A 14707-nucleotide genomic window follows, 5' to 3' on the forward strand; every position below is an offset into this window, starting at 1 on the left:
GTACGCGCCTTCAAAAGGCGGCTCCTTTGTGGGCGGCCGTCTTCGTGCGTGGGAATGGCAATCGCGAATGACCAAAAGACTGAAGTCCAAATACAAGATCAACCGTAGACTCGGCGAGAATCTCTGGGGTCGGCCCAAGAGCCCCGTTAATCGGCGCGAATATCCGCCCGGTCAGCACGGCCAGCGTCGGCGTAAACCGTCCGACTACGGTATCCAATTGATGGCCAAGCAGCGGCTTCGCGGCTATTACGGCAACATCACGGAAAAGCAGTTCCGCCGGACCTACGAAGAGGCGTCGCGCAAGCGCGGCGATACGTCCGAGACGTTGATCGGCTTGCTTGAGCGCCGGTTGGACGCTGTCGTTTACCGGATGAAATTTGTCCCGACGGTGTTTGCCGCGCGCCAGTTCGTGAATCACGGCCATGTCATGGTGAACGGGCGCCGCGTCAACATTCCAAGTTATCAGGTGCGCGAGGGCGATATCGTCGAAGTGCGCGATCGCTCAAAGCAGCTCGGCGTCGTTCTCGAGGCCGTCGAACTGACAGAACGGGATATTCCGGACTACATCGAAGTCGATCACGCCAAGATGAAGGGAACCTTCGTTCGCGTGCCGAAACTTGCCGATGTCCCGTATCCGGTGATGATGGAACCGAACCTCGTGGTCGAGTACTACTCCTCCCACTAGGTCATTCGAACATCGAACAAAAAAGGGCGCCAGAGGCGCCCTTTTTCTTTGGTCTATGGCTTTGCGTGGCCGCTAGGCGTTGACTGCAACCGACGCTACGCCCTGGTCCGCCAGATACTGTTTGAGTTCACCGGTCTCGAACATCTCGCGCACGATGTCCGCACCGCCGACGAATTCGCCTTTGACGTAGAGCTGGGGAATGGTGGGCCAATCGCTGAATTGTTTGATTCCATCGCGCAACGACGGATCCATCAGGACGTCCACACCTTTGAATTTGACTCCCAGTTCGCTCAGAACTTGGACCACGGCGGCAGAGAAGCCGCACTGCGGAAAAATCGGAGTTCCCTTCATGTACAAAACCACTTGGTTCTGGTCGACCTCTTGGCGGATGCGGTCGAAAACCGGGTTGTCGCTCATCTTCGTTGTCCTTTCGTTACCGGGGGTTGTCCGGCGCATGGCGCTAATGTGCGCGATCCTCGCAATTTTTCAACCACAAGAGATTCAGGGGTATTAGTCACTCGGTACGGCAGTCTGCAATGCCAGCGCGTGCAAGGCATCGCCCATGTTGCCGCGCAACGCCTGATAAACCATCTGATGCTGCTGAATTCTGGTCTTGCCCGCGAACTGGCGCGAGGTGACATGGGCGGCATAGTGGTCGCCGTCGCCTCGGAGATCTTCGATCTTTACGACGGCGTCGGGGATGCCCTCTTTGATAAGGCGTTGGATTTCGGCGGCGTCCATAGCCATCGGCGTCTCCTATCGTGCGTTGCGACGCCCTAGGCGTCCATATAAGCCGGCAACCATCCGTCTGCGGCGGTGCGCAGGTCGTCGAGGGAGATCGATCCATCCCCCCCTAAATCAAGGGCGCTTCCACCGCTTTTACCGATCCGCGTCGCCGTAACCCCTGCTTTGTGCGCATCGTCGACGATGCCGGCGCCCGTCGCTTCATCGACGGCGACGAGGTAACGGGCTTGATCTTCGCCGAACCACCATCCGTGATCGGCCCCTGGCGGCACAGACATGGTGACGCCGACGCCACCCGCCAAGACCATTTCGGCAACGGCGACGGCAAGTCCCCCGTCGCTGAGGTCGTGGCAAACACGCACTGCGCCCGACTCGATCTGGGCGCGTACGAAATCGCCGACCTGTTTCTCTTGTGCCAGATCGACCGGCGGCGGCGCGCCCGCCTCCGAACCGTTGATTTCGCGCAGGAACAGGCTCGCGCCAAGCGTTCCTTCGGCTCGCCCGATCAAAATGAGGGTCAACCCTTCGGCGTCGATCCCGATCCGGGCAACGCGATCGATATTTTCGATCAGGCCGACACCGCCGATCGAGGGGGTCGGCTGGATCGCCTTGCCGTTGGTCTCGTTGTAAAACGAGACATTGCCCGAGACGATGGGGAAGTCGAGCCCGCGCGCGGCCTCGCCGATGCCGGCGATGGCGCCCACGAATTGGCCCATCACCTCGGCCCGCTCCGGGCTGCCGAAGTTCAGACAGTCGGTAATCGCCAGGGGTTTCGCACCTGTGGCGGTCAAGTTCCGCCAGCATTCGGCAACCGCTTGTTTGCCCCCTTCGATCGGATCGGCGGCGACGTAGCGCGGCGTGCAGTCGGTCGTCACCGCGAGTGCGCGTTCGGAGCCGTGGATACGCACGACAGCGGAGTCGCCCCCCGGCCGAACGACAGTGTCGGCCATGACCATGTGATCGTACTGCTCCCAAATCCATTTCTTGGAGCAAAGGTCCGGCGATCCCATGAGAGCGAGGAGGGCGTCACGGATCCCTTTGGCTGGCTTCACGTCGGCGGCGCGGATCGTGTCGCGCGGCGCGGTCGCCACGTGCGGCCGATCATATTCCGGCGCACTGTCGGCCAAGGGTGCGACCGGCAAATCGGCGACGATGGTGCCGCCCATCTTTAGGACCATCCGTCCGCTATCGGTGAGTCGACCGATCACCGCGAAATCGAGTTCCCACTTTTCGAAAATCGCGCGGGCGTCGTTCTCGCGTCCGGCTTTCAAAACGATCAGCATCCGTTCCTGGGATTCGGACAGCATCAGCTCGTAGGCGCTCATGCCGGATTCGCGCATCGGCACCTGGTCGAGGTCCAAATCGATCCCCATGCCGCCGCGCGACGCCATTTCGAACGACGACGAGGTCAACCCGGCGGCCCCCATGTCCTGGATCGCCACGATCGTGTCGGTCGCCATCAGTTCTAGGCAAGCCTCAAGGAGGAGTTTCTCCGTGAAAGGGTCGCCGACTTGAACTGTGGGCCGCTTTTCGTCGGACTGATCGTCGAATTCGGCGGAGGCCATCGTCGCGCCGTGAATGCCGTCGCGCCCGGTTTTCGATCCGACATAGATCACCGGGTTCCCGACGCCCGCCGCAGCCGCATAGAAGATGCGGTCTTTGGGCGCGATCCCGACCGTCATCGCATTGACCAGGATGTTCCCATCGTAGCTTGTATGAAAAGTGCATTCGCCGCCCACGGTCGGCACGCCGATGCAGTTTCCGTAGCCGCCGATGCCGGCGACGACGCCGGCCACGAGGTGGCGCGTCTTGGCGTGTTTAGGCGAACCGAAACGAAGCGCGTTTAGATTGGCGACCGGGCGTGCGCCCATTGTGAACACGTCGCGCAAGATCCCACCGACGCCTGTTGCAGCACCTTGATAGGGTTCGATGTAAGAGGGGTGGTTGTGGCTCTCCATTTTGAAAATGGCCGCCTGCCCATCGCCTATGTCGATGACGCCGGCGTTCTCGCCAGGCCCGCAGATCACCCAGGGGGCCTCGGTGGGAAGGGTTCGCAGCCACTTCTTGGAGGATTTGTAGGAGCAATGTTCGCTCCACATGACTGAAAAGATGCCAAGTTCGGTCAGGTTCGGCGTGCGACCGAGAATCTCGACGGCCCGCGCGAACTCATCGGCGGTAAGGCCATGCTCGGCGGCCAATTCGGCGGTGACGTTGCTGGCGTTCTGCACGGTCTAGGCCAGTGCTTCGAGGAGTGAATCGAACAGGGCCCGGCCATCGTTCCCACCCAAGGCGGGGTCGGAGAGGCGTTCGGGGTGCGGCATCATGCCGAGAACGCGGCGCGCCGGATCGAGAACTCCGGCAATATTGGCCAACGACCCGTTTGGATTAGATTGGTCGTCCACCGTCCCGGATTGATCGCAATAGCGAAACGCGACGCGTCCTTCGTCCTCCAGTTGCCGGTGCCCGTCGGGGTCGATGAAGTAATTTCCGTCATGGTGCGCGATCGGGATCTTCACGACTTGTCCCTGGGTGTATCGATTGCTGAATGCCGTGTCGTTGCGCTCGACGCGCAGGAAGACGTCGCGGCAGACGTAGCGCAAATCGCGGTTGCGCATGAGGACCCCCGGCAACAGCCCGGATTCGGTCAAGATTTGGAAGCCGTTGCACACGCCGAGGACCGCGACACCGCGCCGGGCATGAGCAACGACCTCCTTCATGATCGGCGATCGCGCGGCCATCGCCCCCGAGCGGAGATAGTCGCCGTAGGAGAAGCCGCCGGGTACGGCGATCAAGTCGACGGGGGGCAGGGAGGTTTCGCGATGCCACGTCATCGCAGGACGGGTCCCCGTACTTTGTTCGAGCGCAACCATCAGGTCGCGGTCGCAGTTCGACCCCGGAAAGACGATGACGGCGGCTTTCATGCGGCCTCGGTGACGCGTGCGGTGGGCAACGGATTCAGCCTAATCGACAATCTCGACCCGGTAATCTTCGATGACGGTATTGGCGAGCAAGCGTTCGCACATTTCCTTTACCGTCGCGCCAGCGGCGGCGCGGTCGGTGTGGGGCAGGTCGAGTTCGATATATTTTCCTTGGCGGACATCGTTGACGCCGCTGAACCCAAGATTGGCCAGGGCATTGGCGATTGCCTTGCCCTGCGGGTCGAGGACGCCGGTTTTCAGCGTGATGTGGACCAACGCTTTCATCGCTTACTGCATAACCTTTGGGCCTTTGATGTCGGTCGGACCGCTTTCGGGGAGAATGCCGAGGCGCCGCGCGACTTCTTGATACGCTTCCGCAACATTTCCCATGTCGCGGCGAAAACGATCCTTGTCCATCTTTTCGTTGGTGTGGAGGTCCCACAACCGGCAAGAGTCCGGGCTTATTTCGTCGGCCAGAACGACCCGCATGTCGTCGTTGGTGTAGTGCCGGCCGAACTCGATCTTGAAGTCGATCAACCGAATTCCGACCCCGAAAAACAAGCCTGAGAGAAAATCGTTGATTCGCAACGACATTGCGACCATTTCGTCGAGTTCCTGGGGCGCGGCCCAGCCAAACGCCGTAATGTGCTCCTCGCCGACCATCGGATCGCCGAGTTCGTCGGACTTGTAGTAATACTCGATGATCGAACGGGGCAACGACTGCCCTTCCTCGATGCCCAACCGCTTGGACAGTGATCCGGCAGCGACATTCCGAATCACCACCTCGATGGGGATAATTTCGACCTCTTTGATCAGTTGTTCGCGCATATTGAGGCGGCGGACGAAATGGGTGGGAATCCCGATTTCGCCGATTCGGGTCATCAAATACTCGGAAATACGGTTGTTCAGGACGCCTTTGCCCGTGATGGTGCCGCGTTTTTGGTTGTTGAACGCTGTGGCGTCGTCCTTGAAGTATTGCACCAAGGTGCCCGGTTCCGGGCCCTCGAAGATGACCTTTGCCTTGCCTTCATAGATCTGTCTGCGGCGGGCCATTGTCGGTCTATCCTGTGGTGAGGGGCCTTCGGTCGGCCCGTCGTTTTATAGGCCAAAAAATCTGGTCACCCAAGGCCCCTGGGACTGGACGTTGCTGTCCACGAAACCTATATCGGTGGTTGATTGTACCCGGCCTAACGGGCTATGGACTGGCTAGCGAATTAGCCCAGCAGGGAGCGCCACCCCCCATGTCATCTTCCTTCGACAAACGCGAACAAGGTCAAGAAGCCAAATACGCCCACGACCGCGAGGTTGCCTTCAAGGTGTCGGCCCGGCGGAACAAGCTCCTCGGCCTGTGGGCCGCGGAACTCATGGGATTGGCGGGCGCCGATGCCGAGGCCTATGCCAAACAGACCGTGATGGCCGATTTCGACGAGCCGGGCGACGACGACGTGTTCCGCAAGGTCAAGGCAGACCTCGCTGCAGCCAATGTCGAGGTTTCGGACCACGATCTTCGCCGGAAAATGGACAGCTTGGTCCGGGTCGCCAGCGAACAGATCGAATCCGACGCCGCGAAGGGCTGATTTAGGGCTATTCCGCGGCGTGCCGGGCTTGGCCCGCTGCGCCGAAGACCCGCTCGAAGATCGTGTCGACGTGCTTGGTGTGATAGCCCAGGTCGAACACCGCGCGTAGTTCGGTCTCCCCGATCAAGGCGACGACCTCAGGATCGGACAGTAATAGTTCGACGAAATCTGTGCGGTCTGCCCACACCTTCATCGCGTTGCGCTGCACCATCGCATAGGCCGCTTCGCGGCTCGCACCCTTTTGGGTGAGGGCGAGGAGAACCCGCTGGGAGTGCACCAAGCCGCGCAACGCGTCGAGATTCTCGCGCATACGCTCGGGGTGCACGACCAATCGGTCCATCAGGCCGATCAACCGGGAAAGGGCGAAATCGAGCGTCACCGTCGCGTCGGGACCGATCATGCGCTCGACCGACGAATGCGAAATGTCCCGCTCGTGCCACAACGCCACGTTTTCGAGCGCCGGCGCGGCATAGCTGCGCACGAGGCGCGCCAGACCGGTCAGGTTCTCACTCAGCACCGGGTTGCGCTTGTGCGGCATGGCCGACGAGCCCTTTTGCCCCACAGCGAAATACTCCTCGGCCTCAAGAACCTCGGTCCGCTGCAAGTGGCGTATTTCCGTTGCAAGGCGCTCGATACAGGAGGCCACGACGGCGAGCGTCGCGAAGAACGCCGCGTGCCGGTCGCGCGGGATCACTTGCGTCGAAACAGGCTCGACCGCGAGGCCAAGGGCTTTGGCGACGTGCGCTTCGACGCGCGGGTCGATATTGGCGAACGTCCCGACGGCGCCCGAGATGGCACAGGTCGCGATCTCGGCACGGGCCGCGACCATGCGGTCCCGGCACCGATCGAATTCGGCATAGGCCTGGGCCAACTTGAGGCCGAACGTGGTCGGTTCGGCGTGGATGCCGTGGCTACGCCCGACGCAAACGCTGTCTTTGTGTTCGACCGCCCGGCGATGCAGCACGCTCAGCAACTGGTCGATGTCTTGGATCAAAAGATCGGCCGCCCGGGTGAGTTGAACGGCGAGGCAGGTGTCGAGGACGTCCGACGAGGTCATGCCCTGGTGAACGAATCGCGCGGGCTCGCCCACGTGTTCCGCCAAATTGGTGAGAAACGCGATCACGTCGTGATGGGTTTCGCGCTCGATTTCATCGATTCGCTCGATCTCGAAGCGGCCCTTCTCCCACACCGCTGCGGCCGCCTCTTTCGGAATCACACCGATTTCGGCCTGGGCGTCGCAGGCATGGGCCTCGATCTCCAGCCAAATCTGGAAACGTGTTTCCGGGGCCCAGATTTGGGCCATTTCAGGTCTGCTATAGCGCGGGATCATTCGACTATTTCTTAAAGGGACGGGTTGCTGAAGTATAGTCATAGCCGCGGGTAGGGGCCATGGTTCGAGGCGCCCGGTAACGGAGAGTGTGGGCGTGCGGACACTGGCGACGATTGCCATTTTGGTCGGTTGGTTATCGGTACCGTCATTCGGGTGGGCCCAGGACCGTAAGGTAGACCTCGAACTCGTTCTGGCACTCGATTCGTCGGGCAGCGTGAACGCCCGGGAGTTCAACTTACAGCTCCAGGGATATATCGATGCGTTCCGCAATCCGGCGGTGATCGAATCCATCACCAATGGCGACGAAGGTGCAATCGCCGTCACGCTGATGATTTGGGCCGGTGATCGCAAGGACGGCACTCGGGTGATCGCCGACTGGACGTTGATCGACAGCGCGGAAAGCGCCGACGAATTTGTCGAAAAAATTCTTGCGACGCCGCGTTTCGTTCTTCGCGACGGAACCTCGCTGAGCAACGTCATCGAAACTGGTGCGCGGATGTTCACCGCCAACGGGTTCGACGGCAACCGCATGGTCATCGATATTTCCGGCGACGGGACCAACAACATTGGATACGAGCCCTTCGTCGCCCGCGACATTGCGGTCAAGGCCGGGGTCACCATCAACGGGTTGGCGATTCTGACCGACTTCCCCGAGTTGGACCTCTACTACGGCGAGAACGTAGTAGGGGGGCCGGGCGCCTTCGTCGTGTCGGCGCAAAACTTCCATGCCTTCTCGGCGGCGGTTTTGAACAAGCTGGTCCGCGAAATCGCCGGCACCGACGGCCCGACGGGCGACGATGTGCCGCGCCGGGTGGCGCATTTTTCAGCGGACGATACCGAAATCGCGATCGATTAGGGCGACAACAGGCCGGCTGCGCGAAAGCTGACGTGATCCCGGCCGCCGATCACGAGGTGGTCGTGGACGGCGACGCCGAGCGCGGCGGCGGCCTGTTCGACCTGCCGGGTCATGTCGATATCGGCCTTCGACGGCGTCGGATCGCCGCTCGGGTGATTGTGGACCATGATGATCGCCGAAGCCTCGAGCTCCAACGCCCGGCGCACGATTTCCCGCGGATAGACCGGCGTGTGGTCGACGGTGCCGCGGCCCTGCTGTTCGTCGGCGATCAGGCGGTTCTTGCGGTCCAAAAACAACACGCGAAATTCTTCGGTCGTGCGAAAGCTCATGGCGGCGCGGCAGTAACCGAGCAGCGTGTCCCACGACCCGATGACGGGTTGGTCGACGGTCTTGCCCCGCGCCATGCGGATAGCGGCCGCCTCGACAACCTTCAGGGCGCTCACCGCCGCGTCGCCGACGCCGGGTACGTCGAGCAGGCGCGGCACCGGGGCGGCGAGGACCCGTTCGAACGACCCGAAGGTCTGGATCAGGGTCTTGGCCAGCGGTTTGGTGTCGCCGCGGTGAATCGCGCCGAACAGCACCAATTCCAGCAGTTCGTAATCGGCGACCGCATCGGACCCGCCCGCGGCAAACCGTTTGCGCAGGCGTTCGCGGTGTCCCAGTCCCGGTTGGGTGGGCGCGGGGGCCGCCGGGCGGGGCGCCGGGGGCATTGCCGGTCTTAGCCGTAGGGCGGTTTGTGGAGGCCGGCGGGCGAGGCAGTGAAGATCTCGACACCGTCGGCGGTGACCCCGATGGAATGTTCGAACTGTGCCGAGAGCGAGCGGTCCTTGGTGACCGCGGTCCACCCGTCGTGCAGCATCTTGACCTGCCATTTCCCTAAATTGATCATCGGCTCGATGGTGAAGAACATCCCCTCGCGCAGTTCGGTGCCGGTGCCGGGCGCGCCGTAATGCAGGATGTTGGGCGCGTCATGGAACACCCGCCCCAAGCCGTGCCCGCAGAAGTCGCGAACCACCGAGCAGCGCTGGGATTCGGCGTATTCCTGGATTGCGTGACCGATATCGCCGGTGGTCGCGCCGGGACGCACGGCGTCGATCCCGCGCATCATCGCATCGTAGGTCACATCGCAAAGCCGCCGCGCCTTCACCCCGACGTCGCCGACGTGATACATGCGGCTCGAATCGCCGTGCCAGCCGTCGACAATGACGGTGACGTCGATGTTTACGATGTCGCCGTTCTGAAGAACCTTCGATCCGGGAATGCCATGGCAGACGACATGGTTGACCGAGGTGCAGATCGACTTCGGAAACCCCCGGTAGTTGAGCGGTGCGGGGACCGCGCCGCGATCGACAATGAAGGCATGGGCGAAATCGTCGATCGATTCCGTTGTCGCGCCAGGTACCACCAGGGGGCAAATCGCGTCGAGCGCTTCGGCGGCGAGGCGGCCGGCGACGCGCATCCCGGCAAAATCATCGGGCGCATGCAGTTTGATGGCCCCGGTATTGCGCAGCGGCGCTTCGGCCGCGAGGGCGTAGGTCATGGCGCTTGTCTCCGTTTGGACCCGGCGAATTCGATCGTCCGGGCCACCGATATATCGGTCAACTCGACGCGACACGCAAGGCACAGCACCTCGACCCCGGCGGCCAGGGCCACGTCCAGCGCGGTGCCATAGGCCGGGTCGATATCGGCCGCCACGGCGAATCGGTCGCAATCCTCTCTTTGTATCAAAAAGATCATTAACGCGCGATGACCGGCCTGTTTGACCGTTGCCAACTCGCCCAGGTGCTTGGTGCCGCGCGCGGTGACGGCATCGGGAAACTCGGCCAGCCCCGGCGTGCGCATCAGGTGGACGTTCTTGACCTCGACGTAGCAGTCCGGGCGGCCCGCGCCGGTCAGGAGAAAATCGACCCTGGAGCCGGTGCCGTAGGGCACCTCGCGGCGCACGGTATCGTAGCCTTCCGGTCGCGCGACCCCGTTCTCAAAGGCCTCGGCCACAATCCGGTTCGCCGCCATCGGGTTGATCCCGACCAGCGCGGCAGCACCCGTGGGACGCACCAGTTCCCAGGTGTAGGCCAGCTTGCGCTTGGGATTGTCCGAGTGCGACAGCCAAACTTCGGACCCAGGCTCTGCCACGCCCGCCATCGTGCCGGTATTGGGGCAATGTGCGGTCACGGCGGTGCCATCGTCCAGCGCCACATCGGCGAAGAACCGCTTGTAGCGCCGCACCAGGCGGCCGTGGGCGAGAGGGCTAGGCAAGATCATCTTTCAATGATAGCGAACATCGCCAACAGTTGTGACAAGAGGACACCGGCTCCTATGGCATCGCCAGAGCGCGTTTACACGGCCTGCCTGATTATTATTGGCAATGAGATCCTGTCGGGCCGCACCAAGGACGAGAATCTCGCCTTTATCGCCCTGCGCCTGAACGATCGTGGCATCCGGCTGCGCGAGGTTCGGGTGATCCCCGATATCACCGACACCATCGTTGCCACCGTCAACGAATGCCGCGCGAAATTCGACTATGTCTTCACCACCGGCGGCATCGGCCCAACCCACGACGACATCACCGCCGACAGCATTGCCAAGGCGTTCGGCGTCGAGAACCGGCTCAACGACGAGGCCTACCAGCTACTGCTGGGGCATTACGGCAGCCGCGACAACATCAACGAGGCGCGCCTGCGCATGGCCCATACACCGGTTGGCGCGCAGCTCATCCATAACCCGATCAGCCTCGCGCCGGGCTTTCAGATGGAAAATGTCTTCGTCATGGCGGGCGTGCCGCGGATCATGCAGGTCATGTTCGACGGGCTCGGCGACCGCTTGGTCGGCGGCCAACCCTTATTGTCGCGGGCGATCGACGCCAAACTGCCCGAGGGTGTGATCGCCAACGGTCTGGGCACGGTGCAATCGCACTACCCCGAGATCGACATCGGCTCCTATCCCTATTTCCGCGACGGCAAGGCCGGATGCACCCTGGTCCTGCGCGGCGCCGACGAACCTCAGTTGGACCAAGCCGCCGAGGAGGTCCGCGCCCTGGTCCGCGCCGCCAGCGGCAACCCCAGCAACGAGGCCCCCCGCAGCTAAATTCCCGAACCCGCCCCGCCTTGCCCTGGTTGCAGCGCGGCGGATAGGGTTGCCCCAGTGCCCGCTTGGCGGAATCGGTAGACGCAACGGACTTAAAATCCGTTTTCTGGAAACGGAAGTGGGGGTTCAAGTCCCTCAGCGGGCACCAAGACCTATGTGAACGTGGGTAACCTGTGATCTAGTTCGTGAGTAATAAATGGGGACCTTATGCCTCATATGAGGGTACCTGCCGGTTCTGTCCATTCGCCACGCTCGTCAATAAGTGGTCGATATCTAGCTCCTAATACCCTGTTGAACCCTGGCAGCCTGTATGATCTGCCTGCAGCCGGGGGCTACCTTCATCCACTGGTGTCCAGGCTGGCGAGCGTGATCAAGGGCGCACAGGACACTAAGGTTTGAGGGGGAGTTGTCGGTAACGACGCCGTTCTTGTGATGACAGTGGAGAAGCCCGGGATGGCCCGAGAGGTCGACGCCGCACTGTTCGCAGCACCAACGTGCTTCATGTCTCTTCCGCTCAGAGATTCGTGGCCAATCCGCAACGTATTCATTGAGTTTGGCATCGGTGTCCCGGCGATCCGGCTTCGTCCGGAAGAAAGTTGAGTATTCCATCAGGAACTCATTTATCGAGAAGTTCCTCCAAATCTCGCCCTTTCGTTGAGTTCGCCCCTCACTCACAACTTGCATTCGATGGGCGGTCTGTTCGTAGCCGCGCCAGTCCAGGGCCTTCAGGCAGTTTTTGCATACCTTAAGTCCCGCCTCGGTTTCGCCTCTCTCTCGGGTCTCAGGGTCGAGCCAGTCGACCAAAAACATGCCGTCCATGCGATTGGTGACTACGTAGCGCTCAAATCGTCCTTCGTTTCGCATTGTGTCCAATGTTTGGCACTCGGCTACATGGAACCGGCGTGATTTTTCCGGCTCGTTAGACAACGTCCAGAGGCTGGAGCGCGTATCCTTGATGTAAAGCAGGACTTGTTCGCCCTTGTAGGTTAGCAACCCGCCGGGGCCGGGCTCGACATCTCCGAGCTCGATCTCGATGCCTCGATTGAGGTCGGCCAGGAACTTTTCGCGCGGGTTTAGTTCGGTCGTGTCGATCACCCAACTCGATATCTGCGCACCCATTTTTTTGCGCTGGGTGTGCAGTTCTGTATATGACAGTGCCAACTTCATTCGATTTCTTCGAGTATCCGTACGATTTCGGTACGTGCTTTCGTGCGAACGCGAAACTCCACTCTTCTAGAGCGCTCCCGGTCCTCCGCGCCAAACTCGTTCGTGACGAGATGGCTGGACGACAAACCGTTCGCTGTCAGTAGTGGTTGTAACCACAACCTCGCCTCAGCGGTCTCGGGCAGATTGAGCACGTTCTGAAGCACTGCCCGTGTCCGAGCCTGGGAGAGTTCCATGTTTCGGAAATAGGCCTCGTTAGTCCCGGTTTCTTGGTTCCATACAGACGACGTGTGGCCTTCAATCCTAATTTCCTCAAGTGAGTCCCGGTATGCTTGCAATACCCTTGCATAGCGAGGGAAGAAGTCTCGCAGGATTTCGGCGAACTGTTCGCGAATGGCTGCTCGTCCTGTTTCGAAGAGAACCTCAGGCGCTTTGAAGCGAATGAGCAGCGTGTCCTTTTCAATCTCGGCGTTCCATCTTGGCAGATCGTTTGCAAATTCCTTTTCTAGCGCCTCGTAGATTTGGGTTTCGTTTTCCTGCCAGGTACTAGCTATCTCCTTGATCCGTAGGTTCTGCTCGGCCAACGGTCGAATGAATATGATTGCGATAAACAGAAAGATGACCATTAGTCCGGCCATTAGATCCGAGACGGACAACCATTCGCTCTCTTCCGTCTGATTTGTAGAGCCAAGGACCTTGTCCACTAGTTTGTTCCCCTGGCGACGCTTACAAGTTCCTGCAAGCGTTGTGTGAGCGGCGTGTAATCACTCACGAATTTCTCAGAGATTGACGCGAGATTCTGCCCGAGCAGCGCGAGCGACCGGGTCAGTTCCTGTTGCATCTGCTGATCAAAATTTTCGAACTGCTCATTCGTTCGCTCCATGCTCTGAGCCCATGAATCGTTGATTGTTTTTTGGGCTTCTCGAGCCGCCGACTCTATCAACTCACCGTGGCGAGAAAATTCTTGCGAAGAGCGCTCAGACATTTGCTTCAGCGCACCCTCTAGTTCGGAGGAGAACCGTTCGCGCGACTTTTCCGCGTCTGCCAGGAAGGTTTGATAGCTGCTCGTTAGCTTCGTGTGGCTTTCCTCGGCATCCGACAAAACTCGATTCGATCTCTCCAACGCGCGTTCGACATTCGCGTTCATTTGCGTGGTGATCTTTTCAAGATTGTTCTCGATGACCGGGAATGCTTCGAGCGCCTTGTCCCGCAGTCCGGCAATAGCTTCAAGATGGGCCGTCATTACTTCGATCTGACCGTTCACACCCTTCATCACGGGGCCAAGAGGTTGTATTGCTTCGGGAATTTTTTCGGCGTGGGTTCGCACGCTCTCTAATGACTGCTGCGTGGATTCTAGGGCCTGAACCGCAGCATCAAGGCGCGTCTCAAGCGCTTCGACGTGTTCTCGGTATTTGTCTTGCCAAACGACAAGTGAAGAGACAGCTTCGTTGAGTTGCTTGAAGTTCTCGCCAAACTGCTCGGTTAGTTTTTCGTTGAAGTCTCTAATTACCTGCTCGAGCGCCTCAATGATCGCCTTCTGGTTGTTTTCAACCATATGTTTGGCGAAGTCTCTGAACTCTCGTATCAGTTCACCCTGCCCATCCTGGACAGTCGTTCGGAGCTTCTGAACTTGCGTCAGCAGACTGCTGTCCCCATCTGATGAGATAGATTTCCGTAACTCGGTCAGAAGGTCGGACGTTCGAGCGGAGGACGCACGACCGTCGTCCCGTATGTCGACTAAAGCCGCATGAATGTCTCCAGGGGTCACACCTTCCGACGAATCGACGTTGGGAATGATCGTTCGGATGAGCCGGAATAGGATTGCGCCGAAGATGCCCACGATGCTTGTGGTGAAGGCCGTCTTCAGGCCTGCCAGCAACTGGGGAACGCTATCGTCGATGCGGGCCACATCGAAGTCCAGGAGTCCGATCAGTATGCCTGTAAAGGTCCCCAGAACACCTAGCGTCGCTAGGCTGTTCGGCGTCATCGCAGCAAATTTGGCACTAACGCCCAATCGGGCTAGGCGAGGCAAGAGAACTAAAAGGGCGAGAAGAAACCAGACGACCATGATGGTCGAGAAGAAGAGAGTGACATCGTTGGAGACGATGGTTTGGTAGAACCGACTGAATTGCACCATGGCTCTTTCGGCCTTCCGTTGTGAGTTGGCGTGGGTGAACCTTGAGGGACACTTGACCGCCGCGCTTGAGGTTACAAAAACCCCAACAAGCTTTGGTGCGCACATATGTTCGCAGAGGTGGCGGTCAGATGGCGAGGGAATATTGGCCGATACTACCTACAGAGGTGTCGGACCTGCTGGGTCAACGTAGACGCCTAACGGTGTTTAGGGGT

The 14707-nt window shown here is 60.2% G+C and carries 17 protein-coding genes and 1 tRNA gene; 5 read left to right on the plus strand and 13 right to left on the minus strand.

What is annotated here, in order from left to right:
- Positions 1–67: 67 nt before the first annotated feature.
- Positions 68–685, plus strand: a complete 618-nt coding sequence (gene rpsD / locus RID42_08210) for a 30S ribosomal protein S4 (GenBank protein MEQ8247653.1) — start codon at positions 68–70, stop codon at positions 683–685.
- A 72-nt stretch (positions 686–757) separates the two neighbouring features.
- Here rpsD and grxD read toward each other — a convergent pair whose 3' ends face one another.
- From grxD to RID42_08240, 6 genes are all read right to left on the minus strand, one after another.
- A complete protein-coding gene (grxD, locus tag RID42_08215; protein ID MEQ8247654.1) occupies positions 758–1102 on the minus strand; it encodes a Grx4 family monothiol glutaredoxin in 345 nt (114 codons plus the stop codon).
- A gap of 93 nt (positions 1103–1195) precedes the next feature.
- Positions 1196–1432, minus strand: a complete 237-nt coding sequence (locus RID42_08220; GenBank protein MEQ8247655.1) for a BolA family transcriptional regulator — start codon at positions 1430–1432, stop codon at positions 1196–1198.
- 29 nt (positions 1433–1461) lie between these two features.
- Positions 1462–3657: a phosphoribosylformylglycinamidine synthase subunit PurL gene (gene purL / locus RID42_08225; protein ID MEQ8247656.1), complete on the minus strand. Its 2196-nt coding sequence runs from the start codon at positions 3655–3657 to the stop codon at positions 1462–1464.
- Between the two features lie 3 nt (positions 3658–3660).
- Positions 3661–4350 carry a phosphoribosylformylglycinamidine synthase subunit PurQ gene (gene purQ / locus RID42_08230; protein MEQ8247657.1) on the minus strand — a complete coding sequence of 230 codons (690 nt, stop codon included), beginning with the start codon at positions 4348–4350 and terminating at the stop codon, positions 3661–3663.
- Between the two features lie 39 nt (positions 4351–4389).
- Entirely contained in the window at positions 4390–4632 is a 243-nt protein-coding gene (gene purS, locus RID42_08235) for a phosphoribosylformylglycinamidine synthase subunit PurS (GenBank protein MEQ8247658.1), read from the minus strand.
- A 3-nt stretch (positions 4633–4635) separates the two neighbouring features.
- A complete protein-coding gene (locus RID42_08240; protein ID MEQ8247659.1) occupies positions 4636–5400 on the minus strand; it encodes a phosphoribosylaminoimidazolesuccinocarboxamide synthase in 765 nt (254 codons plus the stop codon).
- Positions 5401–5588: 188 nt separating this feature from the next.
- On the opposite strand from RID42_08240, the gene RID42_08245 reads away from it, so the two are divergent.
- Positions 5589–5924: a DUF1476 domain-containing protein gene (locus RID42_08245; protein MEQ8247660.1), complete on the plus strand. Its 336-nt coding sequence runs from the start codon at positions 5589–5591 to the stop codon at positions 5922–5924.
- Between the two features lie 7 nt (positions 5925–5931).
- Here the strand turns inward: RID42_08245 and purB are convergent, their stop codons facing one another.
- Positions 5932–7254 carry an adenylosuccinate lyase gene (gene purB, locus RID42_08250; GenBank protein MEQ8247661.1) on the minus strand — a complete coding sequence of 441 codons (1323 nt, stop codon included), beginning with the start codon at positions 7252–7254 and terminating at the stop codon, positions 5932–5934.
- Positions 7255–7342: 88 nt separating this feature from the next.
- On the opposite strand from purB, the gene RID42_08255 reads away from it, so the two are divergent.
- On the plus strand, positions 7343–8110 hold the full coding sequence (locus tag RID42_08255; protein MEQ8247662.1) for a DUF1194 domain-containing protein: 768 nt from the start codon (positions 7343–7345) through the stop codon (positions 8108–8110).
- Here the strand turns inward: RID42_08255 and radC are convergent.
- The 3 genes from radC to sfsA are packed head-to-tail and all read right to left on the minus strand — an operon-like array spanning position 8107 to position 10372.
- Entirely contained in the window at positions 8107–8820 is a 714-nt protein-coding gene (radC, locus tag RID42_08260) for a DNA repair protein RadC (GenBank protein ID MEQ8247663.1), read from the minus strand. The genes RID42_08255 and radC overlap by 4 nt on opposite strands.
- An 8-nt stretch (positions 8821–8828) precedes the next feature.
- Positions 8829–9650: a type I methionyl aminopeptidase gene (gene map, locus RID42_08265; protein ID MEQ8247664.1), complete on the minus strand. Its 822-nt coding sequence runs from the start codon at positions 9648–9650 to the stop codon at positions 8829–8831.
- Positions 9647–10372 carry a DNA/RNA nuclease SfsA gene (sfsA, locus tag RID42_08270; GenBank protein ID MEQ8247665.1) on the minus strand — a complete coding sequence of 242 codons (726 nt, stop codon included), beginning with the start codon at positions 10370–10372 and terminating at the stop codon, positions 9647–9649. Before sfsA ends, map begins: the two co-directional genes overlap by 4 nt.
- Before the next feature lie 54 nt (positions 10373–10426).
- Between sfsA and RID42_08275 the strand changes: the two genes are divergently transcribed.
- Both RID42_08275 and RID42_08280 read left to right on the plus strand, forming a co-directional pair.
- The gene (locus tag RID42_08275) at positions 10427–11194 is read left to right on the plus strand and encodes a molybdopterin-binding protein (GenBank protein MEQ8247666.1); all 768 of its coding nucleotides are present in this window, start codon (positions 10427–10429) and stop codon (positions 11192–11194) included.
- Positions 11195–11253: 59 nt separating this feature from the next.
- Positions 11254–11342, plus strand: a tRNA-Leu gene (locus tag RID42_08280).
- Positions 11343–11467: 125 nt separating this feature from the next.
- Here the strand turns inward: RID42_08280 and RID42_08285 are convergent.
- The 3 genes from RID42_08285 to RID42_08295 are packed head-to-tail and all read right to left on the minus strand — an operon-like array spanning position 11468 to position 14495.
- The gene (locus RID42_08285; protein ID MEQ8247667.1) at positions 11468–12361 is read right to left on the minus strand and encodes an HNH endonuclease; all 894 of its coding nucleotides are present in this window, start codon (positions 12359–12361) and stop codon (positions 11468–11470) included.
- The gene (locus tag RID42_08290) at positions 12358–13062 is read right to left on the minus strand and encodes an OmpA family protein (protein MEQ8247668.1); all 705 of its coding nucleotides are present in this window, start codon (positions 13060–13062) and stop codon (positions 12358–12360) included. Before RID42_08290 ends, RID42_08285 begins: the two co-directional genes overlap by 4 nt.
- Positions 13062–14495, minus strand: coding sequence for a hypothetical protein (locus tag RID42_08295; GenBank protein ID MEQ8247669.1), 1434 nt, complete (start codon positions 14493–14495; stop codon positions 13062–13064). The genes RID42_08290 and RID42_08295 overlap by 1 nt, the downstream gene beginning before the upstream one ends.
- Positions 14496–14707: the final 212 nt, after the last annotated feature.

The sequence above is a fragment of the Alphaproteobacteria bacterium genome (genome assembly GCA_040216735.1).
Classification (GTDB): Bacteria; Pseudomonadota; Alphaproteobacteria; order SHVP01; family SHVP01; genus CALJDF01.

Coding starts and splice junctions, on each gene's coding strand:
- rpsD (MEQ8247653.1), top strand. CDS start 68: ATGACCAAAAGACTGAAGTCCAAATACAAGATCAACCGTAGACTCGGC.
- grxD (MEQ8247654.1), bottom strand. CDS start 1,102: ATGAGCGACAACCCGGTTTTCGACCGCATCCGCCAAGAGGTCGACCAG.
- RID42_08220 (MEQ8247655.1), bottom strand. CDS start 1,432: ATGGCTATGGACGCCGCCGAAATCCAACGCCTTATCAAAGAGGGCATC.
- purQ (MEQ8247657.1), bottom strand. CDS start 4,350: ATGAAAGCCGCCGTCATCGTCTTTCCGGGGTCGAACTGCGACCGCGAC.
- purS (MEQ8247658.1), bottom strand. CDS start 4,632: ATGAAAGCGTTGGTCCACATCACGCTGAAAACCGGCGTCCTCGACCCG.
- RID42_08240 (MEQ8247659.1), bottom strand. CDS start 5,400: ATGGCCCGCCGCAGACAGATCTATGAAGGCAAGGCAAAGGTCATCTTC.
- RID42_08245 (MEQ8247660.1), top strand. CDS start 5,589: ATGTCATCTTCCTTCGACAAACGCGAACAAGGTCAAGAAGCCAAATAC.
- purB (MEQ8247661.1), bottom strand. CDS start 7,254: ATGATCCCGCGCTATAGCAGACCTGAAATGGCCCAAATCTGGGCCCCG.
- radC (MEQ8247663.1), bottom strand. CDS start 8,820: ATGCCCCCGGCGCCCCGCCCGGCGGCCCCCGCGCCCACCCAACCGGGA.
- map (MEQ8247664.1), bottom strand. CDS start 9,650: ATGACCTACGCCCTCGCGGCCGAAGCGCCGCTGCGCAATACCGGGGCC.
- sfsA (MEQ8247665.1), bottom strand. CDS start 10,372: ATGATCTTGCCTAGCCCTCTCGCCCACGGCCGCCTGGTGCGGCGCTAC.
- RID42_08275 (MEQ8247666.1), top strand. CDS start 10,427: ATGGCATCGCCAGAGCGCGTTTACACGGCCTGCCTGATTATTATTGGC.
- RID42_08285 (MEQ8247667.1), bottom strand. CDS start 12,361: ATGAAGTTGGCACTGTCATATACAGAACTGCACACCCAGCGCAAAAAA.
- RID42_08295 (MEQ8247669.1), bottom strand. CDS start 14,495: ATGGTGCAATTCAGTCGGTTCTACCAAACCATCGTCTCCAACGATGTC.